Source organism: Haloarcula taiwanensis (assembly GCA_002844335.1).
Taxonomy (GTDB): Archaea; Halobacteriota; Halobacteria; order Halobacteriales; family Haloarculaceae; genus Haloarcula; species Haloarcula taiwanensis.
The window spans coordinates 191,422-211,637 of the sequence record CP019155.1; the positions used below are offsets into that span (position 1 = coordinate 191,422).

Below are 20,216 nucleotides of genomic sequence, written 5' to 3' on the forward strand. Positions count from 1 at the left end.
ACCACGCGTACTGCGTAAAAATTCGCCGCGGAACCAAACGCTTCTGATCCGGCTACTCGCTTTCCGGCATTTCCCGCTCTACGGACCAGTGATACACGGAACACGCGCCTGCAACACCTACGACTATGGAGAACAGTCCCAATACCATGTTCCCGGGGAGTGAGAAGGCGACAGAGGCAGCCAGGACCATTGCGCCCAGCATCGAAACGGCTGCGTAATACTGATGCCACTGTCGATCGCTCTCGCCATCCTCAGAGCGGTCGAGGTACGTTTCGAAGTCGTCGGCCTTTTGCGTAAGGGTGATATGCCCACGGTCTTGGTTAAAATCAACGACGCCGATATCGTCCATTTTTGGGAGATGGCACTGGTAAAGACCGACATACACGCGCTTGCGCTCACTTGACGTCAACGCATCAGTCGTGGTCTCGTTCTCGATAGCCGCGACGTGTTCTGCAAGCTCCCCAAGAGAGACCTGTTCGTCTCGTTCCCGAAGAAAGTGGAGGACCTCTCTGCGCCGACTGTTTTTCAGTATTTCAAAGATGACATCCAGAGATATATCGGGATCGTCCTGCTCCTGCGTCGCCGCTTGGTCGGCACTGCTTTCCTTCCCCTTCGGCGCTGGGACGGACTCGTCGCTTAGTTTACTCTCCGGTTCTGCTTCCGTTTGTGCGGTGTCTTTGACTCCCATATTTACCCACTTCCTGTGTGCTGCGACATCGTCCACCCGTCTGGAATCGCGCTCACACAGCCCCCCGGCTGTATCGACGGATCGTTACGCTGTCAGCCAGCATTTCAAATCAACATCACCTTGCCACTTAATACTTTGTTATGTAATATATTAGATAATTTTTTGCTGGTTACCGATAAGGGTAGTCAGTAGTTGCATTGGTATCCTAGGGGTAACGGTGCTCTCTGAGTCAATTTTTGACGATCCTCGGTAAGCTAGAGCTTCGGTGGGCGGTGAGACGTGATGAATAAACAGGACGACCGTAACAATCGCTGAAACGCGATAACATCGCGGTTATCCGCAATTCTCTTCCTCACATTGTCTGAGATAAATCGTAGCGTATATCTAGTGTTCCTGTGGGCTGTACAAGTAACGGAATCTTATGACCCCCAATTGAGCGGCGAGGTATATCGCTGAAATCCTCCTCGATATACGAAGCCTCTGGCGAACTCCTTCTAGGGAAAGTCCTCAGGAATTGCAACCTTACCGGTTTTGAAGTAACCATATTTGATCAGGAACCTTCCGACGGTCGAATGAGTGGTTGAAACGCACCATCCGCAAATTAGATTGAAGAACGGTATTACTCACCATATACTCAGTATGCAGGGTAATCAACCGGAATGGTGTATGGTTACGAAGCGACACCAAGCGACACGAGCGAAACAATTAACCACAGGCACATGGAATATCCCTGTACACGAGTCTGTATCCAAAGACGGTAGCTGGGACACTCGTGCATACGAATAGATACGATGGCAGACTTTGATCAGTGGGATGAAGTGAGCTACGTGATCAGTTCACGGTATCGAGTCGAGACTCTCCGTCGATTGTCAGAAGGCCCCGCGACACCGTCGTTGATCGCGGACGATCGAGACATGAGTATTGCACATGTCTCACGTGCGTTACAAGAGCTCCGTGAGTCGGAACTTGTTGATTTACTAGTCTCGGAAGATAGAAAAAAAGGGCGCGTGTACGATATCACGGAGAAAGGTGTCGATATTTGGGAAACAATCGAACGGAAGAACATGGCATAACCGTCACGTCTTGGACTTGCGTCAGCAAGGATGTGCGAGCGCATCAGCTTAGAACTTTCTCCGTGCTTCTCTTCCATCGAAGGAATGTACAACAAATATAACGCTCTTGCGTATGTGATACTTTGTTACAATAGATCTGGGATTGTATCACGAGTGGTGTGTTTTCCGCGGAGCCAGATGCGGCAGTCGTTTAATTGAGACAGCAACGATCGGTATCAACTCACTACGACTATGCTGGACGCTGTCACTTTGACGGACGTGTCTGGTGGTAAACGAACGCTACCTGTTCTGAGGTCTATACTGCGGGAATCCGCTCTTCGATGTTGAATACAAAGAGTGTCTACCAGCGGGTATAACAGCCGTAACAATAATGATTTGTAACATACCTGTGTACGCATGTTGTCAATAGGCTATGGAAAATTACTGATTGGATGCGTTGCTGGACTGGTGGTCCTTGGAGGTGCTACGTTAGGGCTCGGAATCGGTGGCTTCGCTGATATGCCCGCAGATCCGGAGACCACTGCCGGCGAGGACGAACTGGAGATCACCGCTGTGCAGTCTTCAGCCGAGATTCGGCCGGACGAGCCGTTGCGTGTACGCCTTCGAATTACGAACGCAGGGTCGGAAACGACAACGAAACAGGTAGCGCTACGGCTGAGCGGCGACGGGGAGCAACAGTCTCCCGAAACAGTAACAACAAAACAAGTCGAGCTTTCGGCAGCTGAACCGACAGAAGTGACCCTGGCTGTCGAGCCTGAGCAACTCAGTTCCGGAGAGTACACGTACGCCGTTGCTGTCGGTGACTCGTCGTCCCCGGAGACAACTGGAAATGTGGTTGTACTCACTCCCCCCACATTTGTACTCGCCGACACCACTGCAAACGCTACTATCGTCCGCGGCACGAACGCCTCTATCCGGGCAAACCTGACCAATGTCGGTGCATATCGCGGCGTCCAGACCGTCCGATTCGCTGTCGATACTGACCGAAACGGCCAATACTCCGATACCGAAATCTTGAACGAGAGCGTATACTCGCTTGCGGGCGGCCAGAGTCAGGTGAGCACTGCCACGGTCAACACTGCTGATTTGGCCCCAGATGAGTATCAATACAAGATCGCCACGGAGAACGCAACAACGACCGGGACCCTCAGTGTCCAGCAACCGGCGACGTTCCGGCTACAGAACATGACCGCACCGGCTAACGTAACGAAAGGTGAAACTGCCAATGTCTCTGTAGTCGTCGAGAACGTCGGCGATGTGGGTGGTACCGACAACGTCACGCTCCGCAGTGATTCCACGAACACCACCTACTCACGCTCCGTTTCACTCGCTGCTAATGAGTCGGCGTCGGTGTCTATTGGGGTGCACACGGCGAATTTGAGCCGCGGGATACACAACCATTCGCTCGGGACTGCTGCTGACAAGGAGACCGTTTCGATGACGGTGGAGGACAGCCATTTCGAGGTGTCGGATCTGGACGGACCGAACGTCCTGTACGTCGGTGATACGGCTGTGTTCTCCGCGAGCGTAACGAACACTGGCAACGTAACTGCGACCCAATCGATCCAGCATCGCATCGACAGCGATGACGACGACCGACCAGAGACCTATGGAGTCAATAGAAACGTTACGCTTGCACCTGGTGAGTCGACCCGTGTTCGCTTCGAGATTGAATACACAGTAACTGACTCGACAGATTATCCAGTAGAACCATTAAGTCTGCAGACGTACGTTTATGGTATCTACTCAGAGGACGCGCGTGCGTCAACTGCCATGTCGGTCAAACCGTCGTGGGCAAAGGACGGTAGCGGGTCCAGCAGTTCCGGCAGCAGTACCAGTGTCTCTGAGGGCGATCGCGCCTCGCTTGACGAAATAACCCAGGATAAGTACGGACTCTACTATAACGAGGTTAGCGGCGAAACGAAGCGCCAGATCGAAGAGATTCATGAACGGCAGCCGTTCGCGGACGGTCTTGCGGCTGCAGAGGTGCGGACGCGTGAGGAGATCGCCCGGCAAGAGTATGGAGCTGATGTGAAAGCTGGCGATAAGTTTAATTTCACTGGATTGGATATTGAAACACAACAGAAGGTCGAAGCGGACTTCGATTCACAGTTCCAGACTGATTCCGGTGACCGAATCGAGTCGTGGGACGAACTGGCAAACGACACCTACGGAGCGTCGTACGAGAACCTGACCGCTAGTCGCCAGGCGGACATCAGAACGACGTATCAGGATCAATTCGAATAACTCCCTCTCGCTGTTACCGAGTAATCGACGTACACAGGCACTTTTTGGATTGACCTAATGAGATATTTATCGATTTGATGCGTCACTGTATATGACTGCTAACCCTGGAAAGTAAGGAATAACAATAGATCGATTTCTCCAACATGGCGTCAGAGAGGGCCCCATTGGTGGCCGGTGACCGGCCCTACGACCTACCATGATTACCACTGAACCAGAGGTTGCTGTTGGCGCGTGGGTCTGGCATGCACGCCGACCCCAGATGAGTAGTTCACCTGTCGATAACTCTGTGTCAACCGTAGCGGAGTCCCTCCAGCAATGCGACTGTGCTGTGCAACTGACAGAAGCGAAGCGACACGGCTCATACTCGGGGGGGACATGGCGTGTATAACGGTTCGACAATCGGTGTTGTTGTTCCCGCATACAATGAGGAGGGATTTATTAGTGATGTCATCGACTCACTTCCGGAGTACGTTGACCAAGTGTTCGTTATCGACGACTGCTCGACAGATGGCACGTGGACCGAGATCAAGGAATACGTGGATACCGAAGTGACACAGGCAGGTGTGACCGGTGATTCTGCCGAACAAATAGTTGTTGCCGACGGGGCAGGAACAACGATATCTGAAAGCCAGACGTTTCTCGACAAGCGGATCGTCCCGGTCCGTCATCAGACAAACGGCGGTCGCGGAGCCGCTATACAAACTGGCTACGAGCTCGCGCTTATGAGCGGCATGGATGCGATTGCAGTCCTCGATGGCGACGGTCAAATGGATCCGAACATCCTTGATGAGATTCTCGACCCAGTCGTTAAAGGAGAAGCGGATTATGCGAAGGGCAACCGCTTGATATCACGACGCCACTGTGCCCAGATGTCCAACTGGCGGTTTTTCGGAAACGCACTCCTCACGATATTGACAAAGGTCGCGAGCGGACACTGGAAGATGCGCGACCCACAGAACGGATACACTGCGATTTCCGCAACGGCGCTCGAACAACTCTCGCTGAACGATTTGTTTGACGACTACGGGTTCCTGAACGATATGCTCATTCAGTTAGACGCCAATGGACTGACTGTACGGGACGTACCGATGGAGGCGTTTTACGGCGACGAATCAAGTGGGATCAGATACAGTTCGTTCGTTCCGAAGCTGTCTATGCTGCTCCTGCGAGGATTCTTCTGGCGAATCGGTAAGAAGTTCTTCAGATGATACGTCGTCCGATTATGTAGTTCCTACTTATATCGGACCAGTGGTGACCGTATCGCATGAGTAGATGGTCCGCATCTCTGTTGCGAGTGGCTGATCTGGTGGCCGTCATTCTGCTTACCGTGCTGGCGCTCGCGGCAACTTTCCTGTCAGAGTCACTGCTCCGAACCGTGGTGACGATACCGTTTCTGTTCTTCGCACCGGGGTACTCGGTGGTGGTGGCGATGTTCCCACACCGGCGCTCGTCACTCGACGGCGAGCAGTTGTTCGGCTCCGAGGCGCTTCTGTTGGGAATCGCTACCAGCATCGCCCTCGCGATTATCGTCGGGGTGAATCTCGAGTACACGGTCTGGGATATCGCCGCGGCCCCAGTGATGGTCGCCCTGTCGTCGATAGCGCTTTTGGCGGCCAGTATCGGGATGTATCGCCGACTATCGACTCTCAACGAGACCTCCCCTACTACGTTTGGTGGCTCCTCGTACCGGGCCAAGACCCCGAATATCGGCGACTCGATACAGCTCAGCTCAGTCGTTGTTGCCGTCGCTGTGCTCGTCGCGGTACTCAGCGTCGGTGCTGTCGCACTGGACCCGCCCCGCGGTGAGCGGTACACGGAGTTCGGGCTCCTCACCGAGGCGGACAACGGGACGCTCGTCGCTGACAACTATCCGTCCGAGATGTCGGTTGGCGACCAGGAGACACTGTATTTCACGGTCACGAACCGTGAGATGCAACCCAAACAGTACACCGTCGTGATTACGCTCGTCGCTACGAACGAGGACGGAGAGGCAATCCAGCGTGCGCAACTGGATTCGTTCAGAAACGAAGTCGCTGCCGAAGAGACGTGGCGGCAGGAACACACGGTCGAACCCCTGCTGAGCGGTGAGCGGTTACGACTGACGTATCTGCTTTACGACGGGCCTGTCCCCGAACAGCCCACGGCCCAGAACAGCTACCGGGAACTCCACGTCTGGCTCGACGTGTCGTAACGAAGCTCTGGTGAGGCGCTATACCGCTTGAGTCAGGCCGTTCTGTGAGCCGGGGCTGCGGTAGGCAGGTGCGCTCGAATGAACGCCTCGTAATCCCGAAGCACGGCTTCGGGGGCGAAATCGCGCGCCCGCTCGACTAATCTCTCTTTGTCCGGTGGGTCGGCCAGAGTGGTACGTATCCCATCTGCGAGGGCGCTATCGTCCCCGACCGGGACTAGTGGTCCGATTTCGCCACCTTCTAAAATTTCGTAGGGACCGCTAGGACAGTCAGTCGAGACGACCGGGCAGCCACACGCTAGCGCTTCGATGAGCACTGTCGGGAGCCCCTCGTGTACCGACGACATTGCTAGCACGGATGCACCGGCCATGTAGCCGTAGGGGTTGTCGACGTAGCCCGGAAACGAGACTTTCTCGCTGATTCCGAGATCCCGGGCCAACTGCCCGAGTTCGCCACGCTCAGACCCTCGACCGACGATGATTGCTCGCGTTTGTGGGCGCGCTTTGTGTACCCGTTTGAACGCTTTGAGGAATGAGCCGAAGTTCTTCTGTGGCTCGAGGCGGCCGACGCCGAGTACGACCTCGTACTCCGGAACGCCGACCCATTCGTGGTCGGCCGGGTCCCGGGACCGCATGCGGACCTCCTCGACGGGAATCGGGTTGTGCAGTACGGTCACGTCCTCACGACTGACCCCCACGTGTTCGACGATGCTTTCGGCGGCACCTTCGGAAACGGCGACGAACTGGTCCGCTCGGTCGGCAAGTCGGCCCGCGAGCCACTCGACGAACTTCTCTTTCGGCGAGTCCTGCACGCCGAGGGTATTGTGGACCGTCGGAACCGCGACCGCATCGGAGCCGGCCAATCCGTGTGCGACGAGACAGACATCGTTGGCGTATGTCATCTGCGAGAAAATCATGCTCGGCGATTCGGTCCTGAGATACCTGCGGAGTGCCGGGACAGCGGCACCGATACCGATTCCCGGGATAGACGGAGTCTCTAGGTCGATGAGGCGAACGTCGCTTCGCACTTCTTTCTTGAACTCGCCTTCACAAAACGAGACGAGGAGATCGACGTCGTACCCTTGCTCGGCCAACCCGTTTGCGATTGTCACCGTCACCCGTTCAGCCCCCCCAACCGTCAGGGACGGAACGTAGAACGCCAGCGGCCTCTGCCCTGTCATATCGACATCGTCTCGGTCAGTAGGCTTTTTTACTATCTTCCTACCCCGAGGCATCTCTCGTATCTTTGCCGTACCGCACGCTGTGGGATGGTCCGCAAACTGGTCGGGAGACTACGACGGAATTTGGCGACAAACTCGTCAACGCGCGAATTCCGCTCCGGAGCAGTTACGCGGTTAGGACTGTGATACCCTGGAAAGCACAGGCTTAACAATAAGTATCGGACAGCAAGCGTCCTGCACAGAATGCGCATCCTACGTGTCGCCCAAGATATCTTTCCGGACAAAGTTGGGGGAGCACCTTATCACATACACGCTCTAAGCCGCGACCAGGCCGAGATGGGCCACGATGTGACGGTCCTGACCGTCTCGAACGACCAGTCTCTGCCACAGACCGAACAGAGAGCCGGGTACACCCTCGTCCGTCTGTCGCCGCGTATCGAACTGTTCGGTAACGCGCTGTTCGCCGGGACGGTGAAGTACCTCCGCAACGCTCGGGAGTACGACGTGGTACACGCTCACTCACACCTGTTTTCTTCGAGCAACCTCACGGCGGCTTACAGCCGGGTGACCGACATCCCGCTCGCCGTCACGTGTCACGGACTCATGTCGCAACGAGTCCCCGAATGGTTTTCGCGGTTCCACCTCAACACTGTCGGACGGTTCACATACAACGCGGCGGACGTACTCTTCTCTTACACTGCACTCGAACGCGAGCGCCTCCGGGACCTCGGCGTCTCGTCCGATATCCGCGTCATCCACAACGGGATTGACGTCGACCGATTCACGCCAGTCGGCAAAACGTACGACCGGATAACCGATGCGACTGGTCCGGCAGTCGTTTTCGTCGGTCGTCTGGTCGAAGGGAAACGGCCTCGGGACGTTCTGAAAGCGTTTCAGATAGTCCAAGACAACATCCCCGAGGCCAAACTGTTTTTGTGCGGTGACGGACCGCTTCGGGACAAGCTAGAACAGATTGTCGAGCGAGAGAATATGCGCGAGTCGATACGGTTTCTGGAGCGGGTTCCGTATCAGGAGATGCCGGCGGTCTACCGCGCCGCGGATCTGTTTGTACTTGCCAGTAGAACAGAAGGATTCCCGCGAAGCGTCATGGAATCTATGGCGTGTGCCACGCCCGTTCTCAGCACCCGACTGGAACAGACGGAACAGGTAATCGAGCAGGCTGGCCAGACGGTACCGGTTGGGGACACGACGGCACTAGCCGAGGCCATGTCTTCGATGCTCGACGATAGAGATGCGCTACGAAAGCTCGGCCAGGCCGGCAGGGAGATTGTGATGCGAGAATACGACTGGTCCGAAACGGTCGAGCAGACGACACAGGCCCTCGGTACTATTTCCACGTCGACGCCCTCCCAACAGCAGGTCGACAGCGACCAGGCCGAAGAGCAGGTGATACCCGCCGGCTCGAACACGGAGCACGAGCAATGAGCCGCTCGGACACGACACACGAAGCTCCCACCGCGGGCACCGACAGCTACGACGACGCCTCCCACCAATCCCCGGACGAGACTGTTCGCGTCTGCTTTCTCATCAACAAACTCGCGCCTGACGGCGCACCGACTATCGTCCTGAACCTCGTCGAGCAAGCGCGAGACCAACCGTTCGATTTCACGGTCTGTTTCTTCGGCGGTGACGACACGCTCCGGACGGACTTCGAAGACGCAGGCGCGCGCGTGGTCGACTTCGGAGCGGTCGGGGAGTTCCCGCAGTTCGACCCACGCTCGCTCCCGCGTATGCTCCGGTTCTTCCGCCGGACATCGTTCGATATCCTCCACTGCCACTTGCCGTACTCACAATCGCTCGGACGACTCGTCGGCTCCGTGGCCGACGTCGACCACATCGTGAGCACACAGCACAACGTCCCGGCGAACTACCATCCCATCGAGCGGGTGGCGGAACGTCTCACCCGACCGCTCGACTCACGGACCGTTGCCGTCTCGGAGGGCGTTCAGACGGCCTTCACCGGTGAGAGCGAAGTCTTTCACCACGATGCTGGTGGCCAGTGGAGCACGATTCCCAACGGGATTGACGTGGATGCCTTCGCTGGCTCCGTGGACGCCGCTGACGGACGTGCCGTCCGCCAAGAGTGGGGCCTTTCGGACTCTGACCCGCTCTATCTCAACGTGGCCCGATACGAGCCCCAGAAGCGACAGCCGACGCTCATCGAGGCGATGGGGGAGGTCATCGACAGCGTGCCGTCGGCACACCTTCTCATCGTCGGGTGGGGGTCGCTCGAAGCATCGCTCCGAGAGAAGGTCCAGAGCGCGGGCTTGTCCGAGGCTGTGACGGTCACCGGACGCGTCCCGGAGATTCACGGGTATTACGCGGCTGCCGATGCCTTTGTCTCTGCATCGGCCTTCGAGGGACTGCCGGTGACTATCCTCGAAGCCATGACCGCGGAGTGCCCAGTGGTCGCCACGGACATCGACGGCGTGAGGGAAGTCGTCCTCGACGGTGAGACCGGACGGTTGGTTCCTCCTGATGAGCCAACACAGATGGCAGCGGCGATGCGAGAGCTCGCGGACCACGCGACCCGGGAGCGCTACGGGGAGCAGGGGTGCGACCGTGTCCGAAACGTGTTCACCGTCGAACAGATGGTCTCCCGCTACACTCGGCTGTATCGCTCTCTCGACGGCCGACAGGGACGGGAGAACAACGCCGGAGAATACGAAAACGATGCCTGACACCGATATGCACGACACTGTCGTCCGCGGTACTGCCGACCCTGGCCGACCCGCGCCGACGGCCCGTTATGCTGCGTTTACTTATTGTTACAAACCCGAACAAGCGGACGTGAACCGTGTCACTGGTAGTGACTTCATCTCTCTCCACCAGCGATGAGTATCGTAAATAATCTCGAACGCCGTCTCGACAACTGGGTCGGGTTTACCGATAGCCATCTGCAAGCGACTCTCGCCGTCGTTCTCTCGGGCCTCCTCCTCGCAGAGGGTGCGCTGTTTCTTCGCACCCAACTGGCGACGGGATACGAAACGTCAATTGTCGAGTCGCTCCCGTCGGCGTACTGGCTCCTCTTCTATGCGATACTAGCCGGCAGCATCGTACTGCTGTTTGTCGCCGCTACGACTGGCACCACGTTCTGGCGACACGGACTGGCCCTCTTGCTGGCGAATTACCTCATATACACGTTCCTGCCAGTTGCCCGAGGGTACAAGCTCTATGGACGCGGTGAGGCTGACAAACTTCGGCATCTCGGGGACGTCCAGGGTATCGTCGAAACCGGGAGCCTCCCCGGCATCTGGTATCCCGGCGAACACGTTCTGATGGCGGAACTAAACATGCTGGGCCTTCCGCTGACGAGCACCCAGTACGGCATCAATTTCGCGTTTACTCTACTACATATCGTGGCTATCGGGGCTGTCATCCGTCTGTTCAGTCAGCGGCGGGAGAGCATCGCAGTCGGACTAGCAGTCGGTGCGCCGCTCCTGTACACCACGTTCCACCTCTCGGCACATCCTGCCATCTTGTCCTTCATGCTACTCCCGGTCGTTTTGTTCGTACTCGAACGGTACCGCCAGACGAACGAGAAGACGTACCTCATACTTCTCGTTACGCTGGGTCTCGCGGTCATCTACATGCACCCGATGACGACGCTGTTCATGATTGGGATGATTACGGTGACGGCGGCGTATTCAATTCTGTACCGAGGCCTCTTCGATAGCTCAATCGAGACGCTCAGTCTCCGTCTGGGTGCCCTCTTCCTGCCGCTTCAGTTCATCTGGTTACAGGGCTTCCGACAAACGAAGGTGTCCATGTACAACATGTTCGGACCGGACAAAGGTCCGAGCCCGGCGGCCCAGGAACTGGCGAAAGCCACGTCGGTTTCGTTCACTCCGGTGCAGTTAGCTTGGAAGTTCGTCGACCTCTACGGCAGCGTGTTCCTCTACTTCCTGATCGCGGGCCTCTTTCTCCTACTCGTTCTCGTGGCCTTCCTCCGCAGAAACAACCGCTACGACTGGGGCCTCGGCGCGACCCATTTCATGGCCGGTGTAACGCTGGCAGTGCTCTTCTTGCTCCGTGACCTCGTCGTCAAGGGCCACATCCGTCTGTCACGCTACGCCATCCTCTTTGCCGCAGTGGCTATCGGGATGTTCATTCTCCATCTCTTCGAGCGACAGCGGTCATCTCTGATAGTCTTGTCCGCACTCGTCGTGCTTCTTGCGGCTGGATTAGGTGCCCAGGCGGCATACGAGCCGAACCGGCATCTCACCCACGCTGAGTACGACGGGACGCAGTATCTGTCGACGAACTACGACCTCGGAGAGCCCGTATACTCGATGGATACGTCACACAAAATGAAGGAGTTCGTGCTGTCGAGCAATCACGACCGCCTGTGGCCGAGAGGCATCACTACGGAAAACGACGTTCCGGATGCGTTGGGATACACCGGACCGGATGTGAGGGCGGCGGATACGTACGGCAGTGCGTATCTCGTGACGAAGACGTACGACCGCAAACGACACACTGCTTCCCACTACACCCCGGAACAGCAGGAGTTCCTCTTCCGGTATGGCGAGTCCCATCTGAATGAGTTAGAACGGGACTCGACGGCGAACAAAATATACGTGAACGGCGGGTACACAGCTTGGAGAGTATCGCCACAAGTAGATGAGGGGACCGCCGAATAATCCGGCTCGGCACGCTGCTCTCGGAGCGGTCTTACTCGACTAAGTATCCCAGGTCGGACAGTTGGTCTCTGATGTCGTCGCTGAACTCGGCCGCTTCCCCGTCGACTTTCTGACTGTCGATTTCGCTCAGTCGCCGCTGGAGGTCCGCCTTGAGTTCGTCCCTGCGGTCGGGGTACGACATAGAGACGTCTGACTGTTCATCGGGGAGTTCGAACAGCACGTCACCTTCCGAACTCTGCTGATATTTGAACTCGTGGGTCCGGAGCGAACTGAGCGCCGCGTCGTGGAAGTACTCGGTATCGAACGACGGGTCGTGCTCCTGTATCGCCGAGAGTGGGCCCTGGATGTCGGCGGCACGCTGGCTGAGTGCGGCTGTCCGTCGCTCGTTCCGGAGGTCGATGCCGTCGAAACCGGTCGTATCGCCGCCAGCACACTCGACGAGCGTCCGGACGATGTCGACATGCTGGACGAGTTCGTCCTGTTTACCGGCCACTGAATCGAGCCCGTGTACGACGGCCGGGACGTGAACCAACCCGTCGTGAAGGACGAATTTGTGACCGAGCAGGCCACACTCCCCGAGGAGGTCACCGTGGTCGGCGGTCACGACGAACACGGTGTTTTCGAAGTCAAGCGCCTTCAGATGGTCGAAGAGCTCTCCAATCAGCGAATCAGAGTACGCGACGAGCGTGTCGTACATCACGTTCAAAGCGCTCCAGTCCGCGTCGCCGAACTCGCTGACGTTGGCGATTCCTCGGTGCAGGTCGGCGGTGTGTTCGAAGGCCCGCTCGCTCGCTGCTCGTGGCGATTCGATGAGGTCCGACGCGAACTGGTCCTGCCACGCCGGCGGCGGATAGTACGGGAGGTGTGCGCCGTGGTAGTGTGCGGATATGAAGAACGGGTCATCCGTCCCGGCTCGGGACGAGACCTGCTTCTTTACGACTTCGTTGACGAAGAAGTCGGGTCGGTGTTTCGTCTTCTCCGTACTGAGACCGCCCGAATGGGACCGCACGTTGCCGAGGAACCGGAGCAGCGTAAGCGGGCTGACCTCTCTGAACAGGTCGCTCGGATTGATGTGTTTGAACGTCTCGAACCCACGGGAAAGGCCGGTCGATTCGCTGAAGTAATGGTTCGCAGAGACACCGACCGTCTGATACCCGACCTCCCGAAGTCGCTCGGCGACGGTGCTGACGCCCTCTGGAAGCTTGTTCGTACCGTAGCCCGTCCGGTGGTGTTCGGGAAAGGTTCCGGTGAGTATCGATGCTGCCGACGGCAGCGACCAGTTCGCGGCGGCAATGCAACTACTGAAACTGACTCCGTCCGGCTGATTGGCGATACGTTCCATGTTCGGCGTCGTCGCTCGCGTGTGCCCGTCCAACGTGGTGCGGTCGTAGCGAATACTGTCGAGAGTAATCCAGATGATATTAGGCGGAGCAGTTGACGCGCTCATTACTGCGTTAGATTCGGCGTTGGCTGATTGTTAATGACTACGTACACCGACTGTGCATCGCACGTCTGTGAAGTCCAGCGATTCTCCCGCCGGTGGCCGGCAGACTCTATCGGTCGCTGAAACACTGTACGCGAAGTAGCAGGAGATTGGTCGGTTTTACCTCGTATAACTATACCCGTCGGTGAAAAACTGGGTGCCAATGTCACCGAAGCAACGGCCGAACGTGCTGTTGATAGTTCTCGATACAGCACGTGCGCGCACGGTGCTTCCGGGTCTCGAATCCGGACTGATGCCGACGCTGTCGCGTATTGCGAATGACGGAACGACGTTCACTGACGCGACGGCCACTGCACCGTGGACGCTCCCTTCCCATGCCGGGATGTTCACTGGAAAGTACGCGTCATCACACGGCGTCCACGCCGGGAACCACATCTTCGACCCGGACTCCGCGCCGCTCGCGTCCCGACTCTCCGACGCAGGCTACCGAACGGCGGGCATCTCGGGCAACGTCTGGATAAGTCCGGAGTTCGGCTTCGATGCCGGCTTCGACGAGTTCTCGATGAAGTGGGACCTGTTCTGGGACGCCCCCGAGCTTTCGAGCGTTATCAGCAACCGGAACACGACGGCGACCGGCGACACCATTCTGGACGTGTTTCGGGGGCAAGGCCCGGTCGACCTCCTCAAAGGCGCGCTTACTACCGGCTACGCGAAGTTCCTCGCGGAGCGCCACGACGATGGGGCACGCCACACTACCTCACGGACGGTCAAATGGCTGGAGCAGAACGGCACGGCGGACGACCCGTTCTTCTACTTCCTGAACTACGTCGAACCCCACCTTCCTTACGAGCCGCCCGAACCCTTTCTCGACGAGTACCTGCCTGACGGTGCCGACCCGTCACGCGTCTCGAACCTCGACCAGGACCCCTGGCAGTACGTCGCCGGCGACCGGGAGCTAACTGACGCGGATATAGAACTATTCAAAAGCCTGTACGAGGCAGAACTGGCGTATCTTGACACGCAACTCGGACGGCTGTACGATACACTCGCCGAACAGGGTATTCTCGACGAGACCGCCATCATTCTGGTCGGGGACCACGGGGAGAACATCGGCGAACACGGGCTGATGGACCACCAGTACTGCCTCTACGAGACGCTGATTCACGTCCCGCTCATCATCCGATACCCGGAACTATTCAACGATAAAGAAGTTTCGGGACCCGTCGAACTCCGGGACCTGTATCCAACCGTTACAGACCTCGCGGGCGCTGAGCCGCCGGCCGATACGGACGTTTCGACGCACAGTTTGGTTCCCCGAGACGGAACCGTCCCCGTACGGGACAGCGCAATCGCCGAGTATCTCGTCCCGCAGCCGTCGATGGATGCGCTCCGGGAGGCCGTGGAGTCGTTCGATGAGACCGCGACGCGGTTCGACCGCCCGCTTCGAGCGATTAAAACCACTGACTGGAAATTCATCGAGGCACCGGGCGACACCGAACTGTACGACCGCGATGAGGACCCTACCGAACGGATTGACATCGCGTCGATGCACCCGGACATCTGTGAGCGCCTCGGGACAGACCTCCGAGACGAACTCGGTCGCCTCGCTCGCGGCACGTCGGACGAAACCACCATCAGCGCGAACAAAAAGGAGCGCCTCGAAGACCTGGGGTACCTCCAGTGACACTCGCCCACTGCGCCGTCCAGATGCTACGAGAACCACAGCTACGCCGGACCACGACGTGGCACCGGACGACACACTCGACCGACTCTCCCGATACATCAGAACACATCCAACAGGTATGAACGACCCACTCGTCAGTGTCGTCCTCCCGACGTACGACCGTCCGGAAAACCTCCGGAACGCCGTCCAGAGCGTTCAGGAGCAGACGTACAGCCACATCGAACTCGTCGTCGTCGACGACCACTCACCGACGCCGGCGGCGGACACGCTCAGTTCCCTCTCGTTCGACGAACTGACCGTCGAGATAATCAGACACGAGGAAAACAGGGGCGCAAACGAGGCCCGAAACACGGGGATACGCGAATCGACGGGCGAGTACATCGCTTTCCTCGACGACGATGACGACTGGGCCCCGTCAAAAATCGAAAAGCAAGTGGCGGCGTTCCGCGAGGCCGGCCCGGAGGTCGGTGTCGTCTACACGGGGTCCGAGTACGTGTACGACGATTACGTGCGTACGGTCGTCTTCTCGCTGGAAGGGGACGTCACCGAAGCGATGCTCCGCGGTCGCTCCCTCGGTGAATTTACCACCCTAATGGTACGTCGGGACGTCGCTCGGGCCGCCGGGCTCCCCGATACAGACTTCCCGAGCTGGCAGGACCGCGACTGGCTGCTGCGCCTGTCCCGTCACTGCGAGTTCAAAACCGTCCCCGAGGCGCTCACCACTCGGCGCCGCAAGACCGGAGAAGACAGCATCAGCGACAACTTCGAGGAGAAACGCGACATCTCGTACCCGCTGTTCATTGAAAAACATAGGGACCTCGCCGCGGAGTACGGGTGGCGATGTGAGCGGGCGTTCATGGCCGCGACGACCGAATCACTCGGGCAGGAGGCGCTGAAAAACGGCTACTACGCTGATGCAAAAAAATACCTCCTCAAAGCGCTCCGATACCATCCACTTGATAGATCGCGGCTCGTGTACGCTCTCGTCGCATACGGCGGGAAGTACACCTACAGGGCGGCACACACGCTAGCCAGTCTGCTCCACCGGGTCAGGACGGATACCATCCACAAGTAGGAACTGACTAGTAATACTGCCGGTCGGCTCGCTACAGTTGCAATCGTGGCTTGAACTCGAACCCTCGCGCGCGCCGTCCGTACAGTTGATTAACACCTCTCTTACTTTGCTCCCGATAGTCTTGGGGACAGATAGAATGGACTTGGATGTCGAAAACGTCCTCATTTACGTCGACGACGCTGTTAGATACGATTCGATTGCGGACACGCTGTCTGATTTCGGGCCGACGCACAAGACCATCGCAGCGTCGACTCATACCCCGACGTCGTTCGGGAGCCTACTGACCGGATTGTTACCGCCGCGGAGCGGAATCCACAGTTTCAAACACACAGTACCCCCTGACGTACGGTCCGTCTTCGACATCGAGACACACGAGACGTCGATGGGGTCCGAGGGAGGGATGAACGACGGCATCGCAGATATCTTCGGCTCTCCGGCGCGGACGACTATCGAGGAAGCGAAGCCGCCGTTCGTCCACGTCGTCCGCCGTCCCGGCGGACATGCGCCGTACAACGGGTTCGAGTGGGACCAGTACGAGTACGCGGACGAGACTGCCGCCGAATACTTCGACAGGATTTCGAATCAACCCGAACAGGCACGAATCGATTACGAGCAGGGCGTGGAACGCTCGTTCGAGGAATTCCAGCGTGTCCTCGGTGTCCTGAAAGAGCGCGGGCTCGCCGACGACACGTTAGTGGTCTACACGAGCGATCACGGTGAACTCCTCGGCGAGTACGGGTTCTTCGGCCACACACACGCTGCCACGCCCGAAGTCGTCTACGTCCCGACGACGTTCATCCATCCCGACCTCGAACCCGGACGGGCCGATGGGCTCTTCCACCACGTCGACTTGGTGCCGACCGTCGCCGACGCGATGGCATGCCCCGTCGACATCGGACAGACGGACGGGGTTATCGATGGCGCTGACCGCGAAACTGGATACAATCACCTCCGGCACATCCGGTACGGGACCCTTGCCGACCCGCTCGAACGGCTGCTCCAGCTGACCGGCGGATTTGAGCGGACCATCCAGAGTCTCTGGGATGCGAACGGTGGTCACGTATTCGTGGAGGGGTCACAGGTCACTGCCTCGCTCATCTACCTCGTCCTGTTGCTACAGAAGCCGTTCGGGAAACAGGTCCGACACGGCAATCGTGTCTTCGAATCGTACAAGATGTTCACGCCCGGACACGCGTCGTACGGGCTCCCCGGATTCGACACGTCCGAGGCCCGGTCGAAAATCGACTCGATTCTCGAGGGCGAGACAGCCGGCAGCGAACACGACATAGATGCAGCCACTGCGGAGCATCTCGAAGAGATGGGATATCTATAGCGGGGACAGCGTTTCGGTAGCCGTATTATAATTTTCACCCGGGGAGTCCTGCACGCAGATATTGTGGCCGATAACACAGCGAACCACGCGTACAACCGACCGCCCCGGGGTGCACAGGATTGGGACGTACTGCTCAACGAGAACTTTTCGCGGATAGACGGCGACGTCGAAATCCGGGACACAGAGGAGAACCGCAGTCAGTACACGCCGAAGACCGGTGCGAAGTACCTCGCGACAGACACCGGACAGGTGTACATCGGCGACGGGAACGAGTGGCAGCGACGCGCATCGGTCAACGTCGTTCGGAACGGTTTCACTCGGACGGCCGACGGAACGGTGATTGCTCCGCCGGGCGAGCTTCAGGCGGCAATCGATGCGACCGCGACGAACTCCAACTTCGGTCAGCAACCCACACAGACTATCAGTCTCGTTTCCGGGCGAACGTACGAAATATCCGATACAATCACCCTCAAATCCGGTGTCCGGCTGGATTGCAACGGCGCCAGAATCGTCCCCTCCGGCGATTTCAACGTTTTCGAACTCCACCGTGAGACACAGCTAGTCCGTCCCCACATCGACACGCGGAACATGGACTGGCAGTCGATTCAAGTCCTTGTCGGAACCAGGGAGTCCGACAAGCTAGAACCGTCGAACCGAGCCTGGGTACAGGACGCCTATCTGCTCGGTGAGCCGGGACGGGGCACCGGCTTGCAGTTTCGCGGACAGGACGGACCGTGTTCGATGCAGGCAGCCAGCGGGATACTCAACGGATTCGACACCGCACTGGAGTTCTACGCGGCGGGCGGCGACACCAGCGGTCAGGGCGACTGGTCGAACGGCAACCATTTCGAGGGCACTATTCGGAACTACCGTGTCGCGATTAGCATGCGGTCGGACGGTGCGGCGGTCAGCGGGAACACGGTCAGGGCGCAAGTACAGGCAAACAGCAAGCGGAGCGAATGGCTCCTGTGGATGGCTGACGACCCCCGAAGCGACCGAGACAGCGAGAACTACCTGATGAAGGGCAACACCCTCTTCGTGTACCCGTGGGACGTGAACAACTACAACGCGAATAACCCCTATAGCTCTGATTCGGACCGACGGGCGCCGATATGGTATCTCGGTCGAGGGACCCGCTACGGGAACTCCATCTACGATTTCAGCGGCCTGCTAGGCAACGAGTTCATCGTGAACAACTCCGACAATCCCGACCGAAACGGAATCTTCACCGCACACGGCGGCGAGGTCACTGGAACGACACAGCTCCGGTTCAACCCCGCATACGACCGAAACGATAGTCGCAGATGGCACCCGGAGTCCGAGAACAGCTGAAACCGGGGGCTTCTGGACAGCGGTCGGTACGAATTACGAGTTACGCGTTACGCGTTCCGTGACTCGTGGTGCCAGTTCCGGCTGTCGTTGCGCTGGTAGTTCGGCGGCTGGCTCCACTCCGTCGTCCCCGTTACGTGCCCGCCGTGACCGGTGAGAATACCGTTTCTGTCGGGGGTGTCGGCGTTGTTGACGATGTACTGGTTGCCCATCAGGCCACCGAAGTCGTACAGCGAGTTCGCGTACTGCTTGCCCTTCCCGATGTACCACACCGGGGGCTTGCGGTCACTGCTGTCGTAGTACGGGTTCTTTTCGTAATTGATGTTGTCCCAGGACTTCACCAGCATGGCGTTGCCCTTCTTCACGTAGGAGGAGTCGCCGCGCTGAGAGCTGGAGCGGGGGTCGTCTTCCATGTACCAGAGCCATTTACTGACTCGCGGGTTCGGCTGGGCCTGCAGGCGGAAGGAGTTGCCTGTGACGGCTGCACCTTCCGACCGCATCGAGACCCCGATTTCGTAGTTCCGGATGAGCCCCTCGAAGTGGTTGCCGTTCGACCAGTCGCCCTGACCACTGGTGTCGCCACCCGCCGCGTACAGGTCTATCGCACGCTTGAACCCGTTGATAGTCCCGGTCGCCCACTGCATCGAGCAGGGGCCACCGCTTCCGCCGCGGAACTGGAGACCCGTTCCTTCTCCCTTGTCGCCCATGAGGTAGGCATCCCGGACCCAGGCCCGGTTCGCGGCTTCGAGTTTCGCAGCGTCGTCGGCACCGACGACGATTTGGGTCGAACTCCAGCCCTGGTTCCGGGAGTCGATATGTGGCTCTATGAGCTGGCTCTCCCGGTACATCTCGATGACGTCGAAGTCGCCGGAGGGGACGATTCTGGCGCCGTTGCACTCCAGTCGGACGCCGCGCCGGAGCTTAATCGTGTCCGACACGGTGTAGTTCTCGCCCGAGACCAACCGGACGGTCTGGGTCGGCCGCTTGCCCCATTCGGCGCCGTTCGACGCGTCGTCGATTGCGGACTGGAGGTCGCCGGGCGGGGCAATTATCGTCCCGTCGTCGGCGGTCTTCGACCCCGTAGACGAGGGTGTGATGTCCCCGATGGGGTTCCACGTGTCGCCGTCTCCGAGATACACTGTCCCCGTATCCGTCGCCAGGAACTTCGCACCGGCGCTGGGCGAATACTGGTCCATGTTGGATTCGGCGTCCCGGAGTTCGACGTGGTTGTCGAGCTTCTTGAAGTTCTCGTTGAGCGGTACGTGCCAATCTAGCGTGCCCTCCGCGGGCGTGTTGTATCGTTCTGCCAT

At 58.4% G+C, this 20,216-nt stretch carries 15 protein-coding genes; 11 read left to right on the forward strand and 4 right to left on the reverse strand.

Features of this window, described 5'->3' with window-relative positions; all coding sequences use genetic code 11:
• Positions 1–52: 52 nt before the first annotated feature.
• Positions 53–688: a hypothetical protein gene (locus tag BVU17_16050; GenBank protein ID AUG49091.1), complete on the reverse strand. Its 636-nt coding sequence runs from the start codon at positions 686–688 to the stop codon at positions 53–55.
• Between the two features lie 791 nt (positions 689–1,479).
• Here BVU17_16050 and BVU17_16055 point away from each other — a divergent pair.
• The 4 genes from BVU17_16055 (at position 1,480) to BVU17_16070 (ending at position 6,199) form a co-directional block, all read left to right on the forward strand.
• Positions 1,480–1,761 (forward strand): transcriptional regulator, encoded by a 282-nt coding sequence (locus tag BVU17_16055; protein AUG49092.1) that lies wholly within the window; start codon positions 1,480–1,482, stop codon positions 1,759–1,761.
• Between the two features lie 498 nt (positions 1,762–2,259).
• Entirely contained in the window at positions 2,260–4,008 is a 1,749-nt protein-coding gene (locus BVU17_16060; GenBank protein AUG49093.1) for a hypothetical protein, read from the forward strand.
• Between the two features lie 380 nt (positions 4,009–4,388).
• The gene (locus tag BVU17_16065) at positions 4,389–5,216 is read left to right on the forward strand and encodes a glycosyl transferase family 2 (protein ID AUG49094.1); all 828 of its coding nucleotides are present in this window, start codon (positions 4,389–4,391) and stop codon (positions 5,214–5,216) included.
• A gap of 56 nt (positions 5,217–5,272) precedes the next feature.
• Entirely contained in the window at positions 5,273–6,199 is a 927-nt protein-coding gene (locus BVU17_16070; GenBank protein AUG49095.1) for a hypothetical protein, read from the forward strand.
• 32 nt (positions 6,200–6,231) lie between these two features.
• Here BVU17_16070 and BVU17_16075 read toward each other — a convergent pair whose 3' ends face one another.
• Positions 6,232–7,377 carry a glycosyl transferase gene (locus BVU17_16075; protein AUG49096.1) on the reverse strand — a complete coding sequence of 382 codons (1,146 nt, stop codon included), beginning with the start codon at positions 7,375–7,377 and terminating at the stop codon, positions 6,232–6,234.
• A gap of 243 nt (positions 7,378–7,620) precedes the next feature.
• Between BVU17_16075 and BVU17_16080 the strand changes: the two genes are divergently transcribed.
• The 3 genes from BVU17_16080 to BVU17_16090 all read left to right on the forward strand — a co-directional run bounded on the left by BVU17_16080 (position 7,621) and on the right by BVU17_16090 (position 12,041).
• The gene (locus BVU17_16080; GenBank protein AUG49097.1) at positions 7,621–8,823 is read left to right on the forward strand and encodes a glycosyl transferase family 1; all 1,203 of its coding nucleotides are present in this window, start codon (positions 7,621–7,623) and stop codon (positions 8,821–8,823) included.
• Positions 8,820–10,079: a glycosyltransferase gene (locus BVU17_16085; protein AUG49098.1), complete on the forward strand. Its 1,260-nt coding sequence runs from the start codon at positions 8,820–8,822 to the stop codon at positions 10,077–10,079. The genes BVU17_16080 and BVU17_16085 overlap by 4 nt, the downstream gene beginning before the upstream one ends.
• Positions 10,080–10,232: 153 nt before the next feature.
• Positions 10,233–12,041: a hypothetical protein gene (locus tag BVU17_16090; protein ID AUG49099.1), complete on the forward strand. Its 1,809-nt coding sequence runs from the start codon at positions 10,233–10,235 to the stop codon at positions 12,039–12,041.
• A gap of 31 nt (positions 12,042–12,072) precedes the next feature.
• Here BVU17_16090 and BVU17_16095 read toward each other — a convergent pair whose 3' ends face one another.
• A complete protein-coding gene (locus BVU17_16095) occupies positions 12,073–13,488 on the reverse strand; it encodes a hypothetical protein (protein ID AUG49100.1) in 1,416 nt (471 codons plus the stop codon).
• Between the two features lie 199 nt (positions 13,489–13,687).
• Here BVU17_16095 and BVU17_16100 point away from each other — a divergent pair, with 199 nt between their 5' ends.
• The 4 genes from BVU17_16100 (at position 13,688) to BVU17_16115 (ending at position 18,909) form a co-directional block, all read left to right on the forward strand.
• On the forward strand, positions 13,688–15,169 hold the full coding sequence (locus BVU17_16100) for a sulfatase (GenBank protein ID AUG49101.1): 1,482 nt from the start codon (positions 13,688–13,690) through the stop codon (positions 15,167–15,169).
• A gap of 118 nt (positions 15,170–15,287) precedes the next feature.
• Positions 15,288–16,244 carry a glycosyl transferase gene (locus tag BVU17_16105; GenBank protein AUG49102.1) on the forward strand — a complete coding sequence of 319 codons (957 nt, stop codon included), beginning with the start codon at positions 15,288–15,290 and terminating at the stop codon, positions 16,242–16,244.
• A gap of 136 nt (positions 16,245–16,380) precedes the next feature.
• Complete coding sequence (locus BVU17_16110; GenBank protein AUG49103.1) at positions 16,381–17,577, forward strand: n-acetylgalactosamine-4-sulfatase; 1,197 nt, start codon at positions 16,381–16,383, stop codon at positions 17,575–17,577.
• Between the two features lie 63 nt (positions 17,578–17,640).
• Complete coding sequence (locus BVU17_16115; GenBank protein ID AUG49104.1) at positions 17,641–18,909, forward strand: hypothetical protein; 1,269 nt, start codon at positions 17,641–17,643, stop codon at positions 18,907–18,909.
• A gap of 47 nt (positions 18,910–18,956) precedes the next feature.
• Here BVU17_16115 and BVU17_16120 read toward each other — a convergent pair whose 3' ends face one another.
• Positions 18,957–20,216: a hypothetical protein gene (locus tag BVU17_16120; protein AUG49105.1), complete on the reverse strand. Its 1,260-nt coding sequence runs from the start codon at positions 20,214–20,216 to the stop codon at positions 18,957–18,959.

Bases quoted from the DNA above. Each gene is read 5' to 3' on its own strand.
- BVU17_16080 (AUG49097.1), top strand. From the start codon at position 7,621: ATGCGCATCCTACGTGTCGCCCAAGATATCTTTCCGGACAAAGTTGGG.
- BVU17_16110 (AUG49103.1), top strand. From the start codon at position 16,381: ATGGACTTGGATGTCGAAAACGTCCTCATTTACGTCGACGACGCTGTT.
- BVU17_16070 (AUG49095.1), top strand. From the start codon at position 5,273: ATGAGTAGATGGTCCGCATCTCTGTTGCGAGTGGCTGATCTGGTGGCC.
- BVU17_16055 (AUG49092.1), top strand. From the start codon at position 1,480: ATGGCAGACTTTGATCAGTGGGATGAAGTGAGCTACGTGATCAGTTCA.
- BVU17_16060 (AUG49093.1), top strand. From the start codon at position 2,260: ATGCCCGCAGATCCGGAGACCACTGCCGGCGAGGACGAACTGGAGATC.
- BVU17_16085 (AUG49098.1), top strand. From the start codon at position 8,820: ATGAGCCGCTCGGACACGACACACGAAGCTCCCACCGCGGGCACCGAC.
- BVU17_16050 (AUG49091.1), bottom strand. From the start codon at position 688: ATGGGAGTCAAAGACACCGCACAAACGGAAGCAGAACCGGAGAGTAAA.
- BVU17_16105 (AUG49102.1), top strand. From the start codon at position 15,288: ATGAACGACCCACTCGTCAGTGTCGTCCTCCCGACGTACGACCGTCCG.
- BVU17_16095 (AUG49100.1), bottom strand. From the start codon at position 13,488: ATGAGCGCGTCAACTGCTCCGCCTAATATCATCTGGATTACTCTCGAC.
- BVU17_16100 (AUG49101.1), top strand. From the start codon at position 13,688: ATGTCACCGAAGCAACGGCCGAACGTGCTGTTGATAGTTCTCGATACA.
- BVU17_16075 (AUG49096.1), bottom strand. From the start codon at position 7,377: ATGACAGGGCAGAGGCCGCTGGCGTTCTACGTTCCGTCCCTGACGGTT.
- BVU17_16120 (AUG49105.1), bottom strand. From the start codon at position 20,216: ATGGCAGAACGATACAACACGCCCGCGGAGGGCACGCTAGATTGGCAC.
- BVU17_16090 (AUG49099.1), top strand. From the start codon at position 10,233: ATGAGTATCGTAAATAATCTCGAACGCCGTCTCGACAACTGGGTCGGG.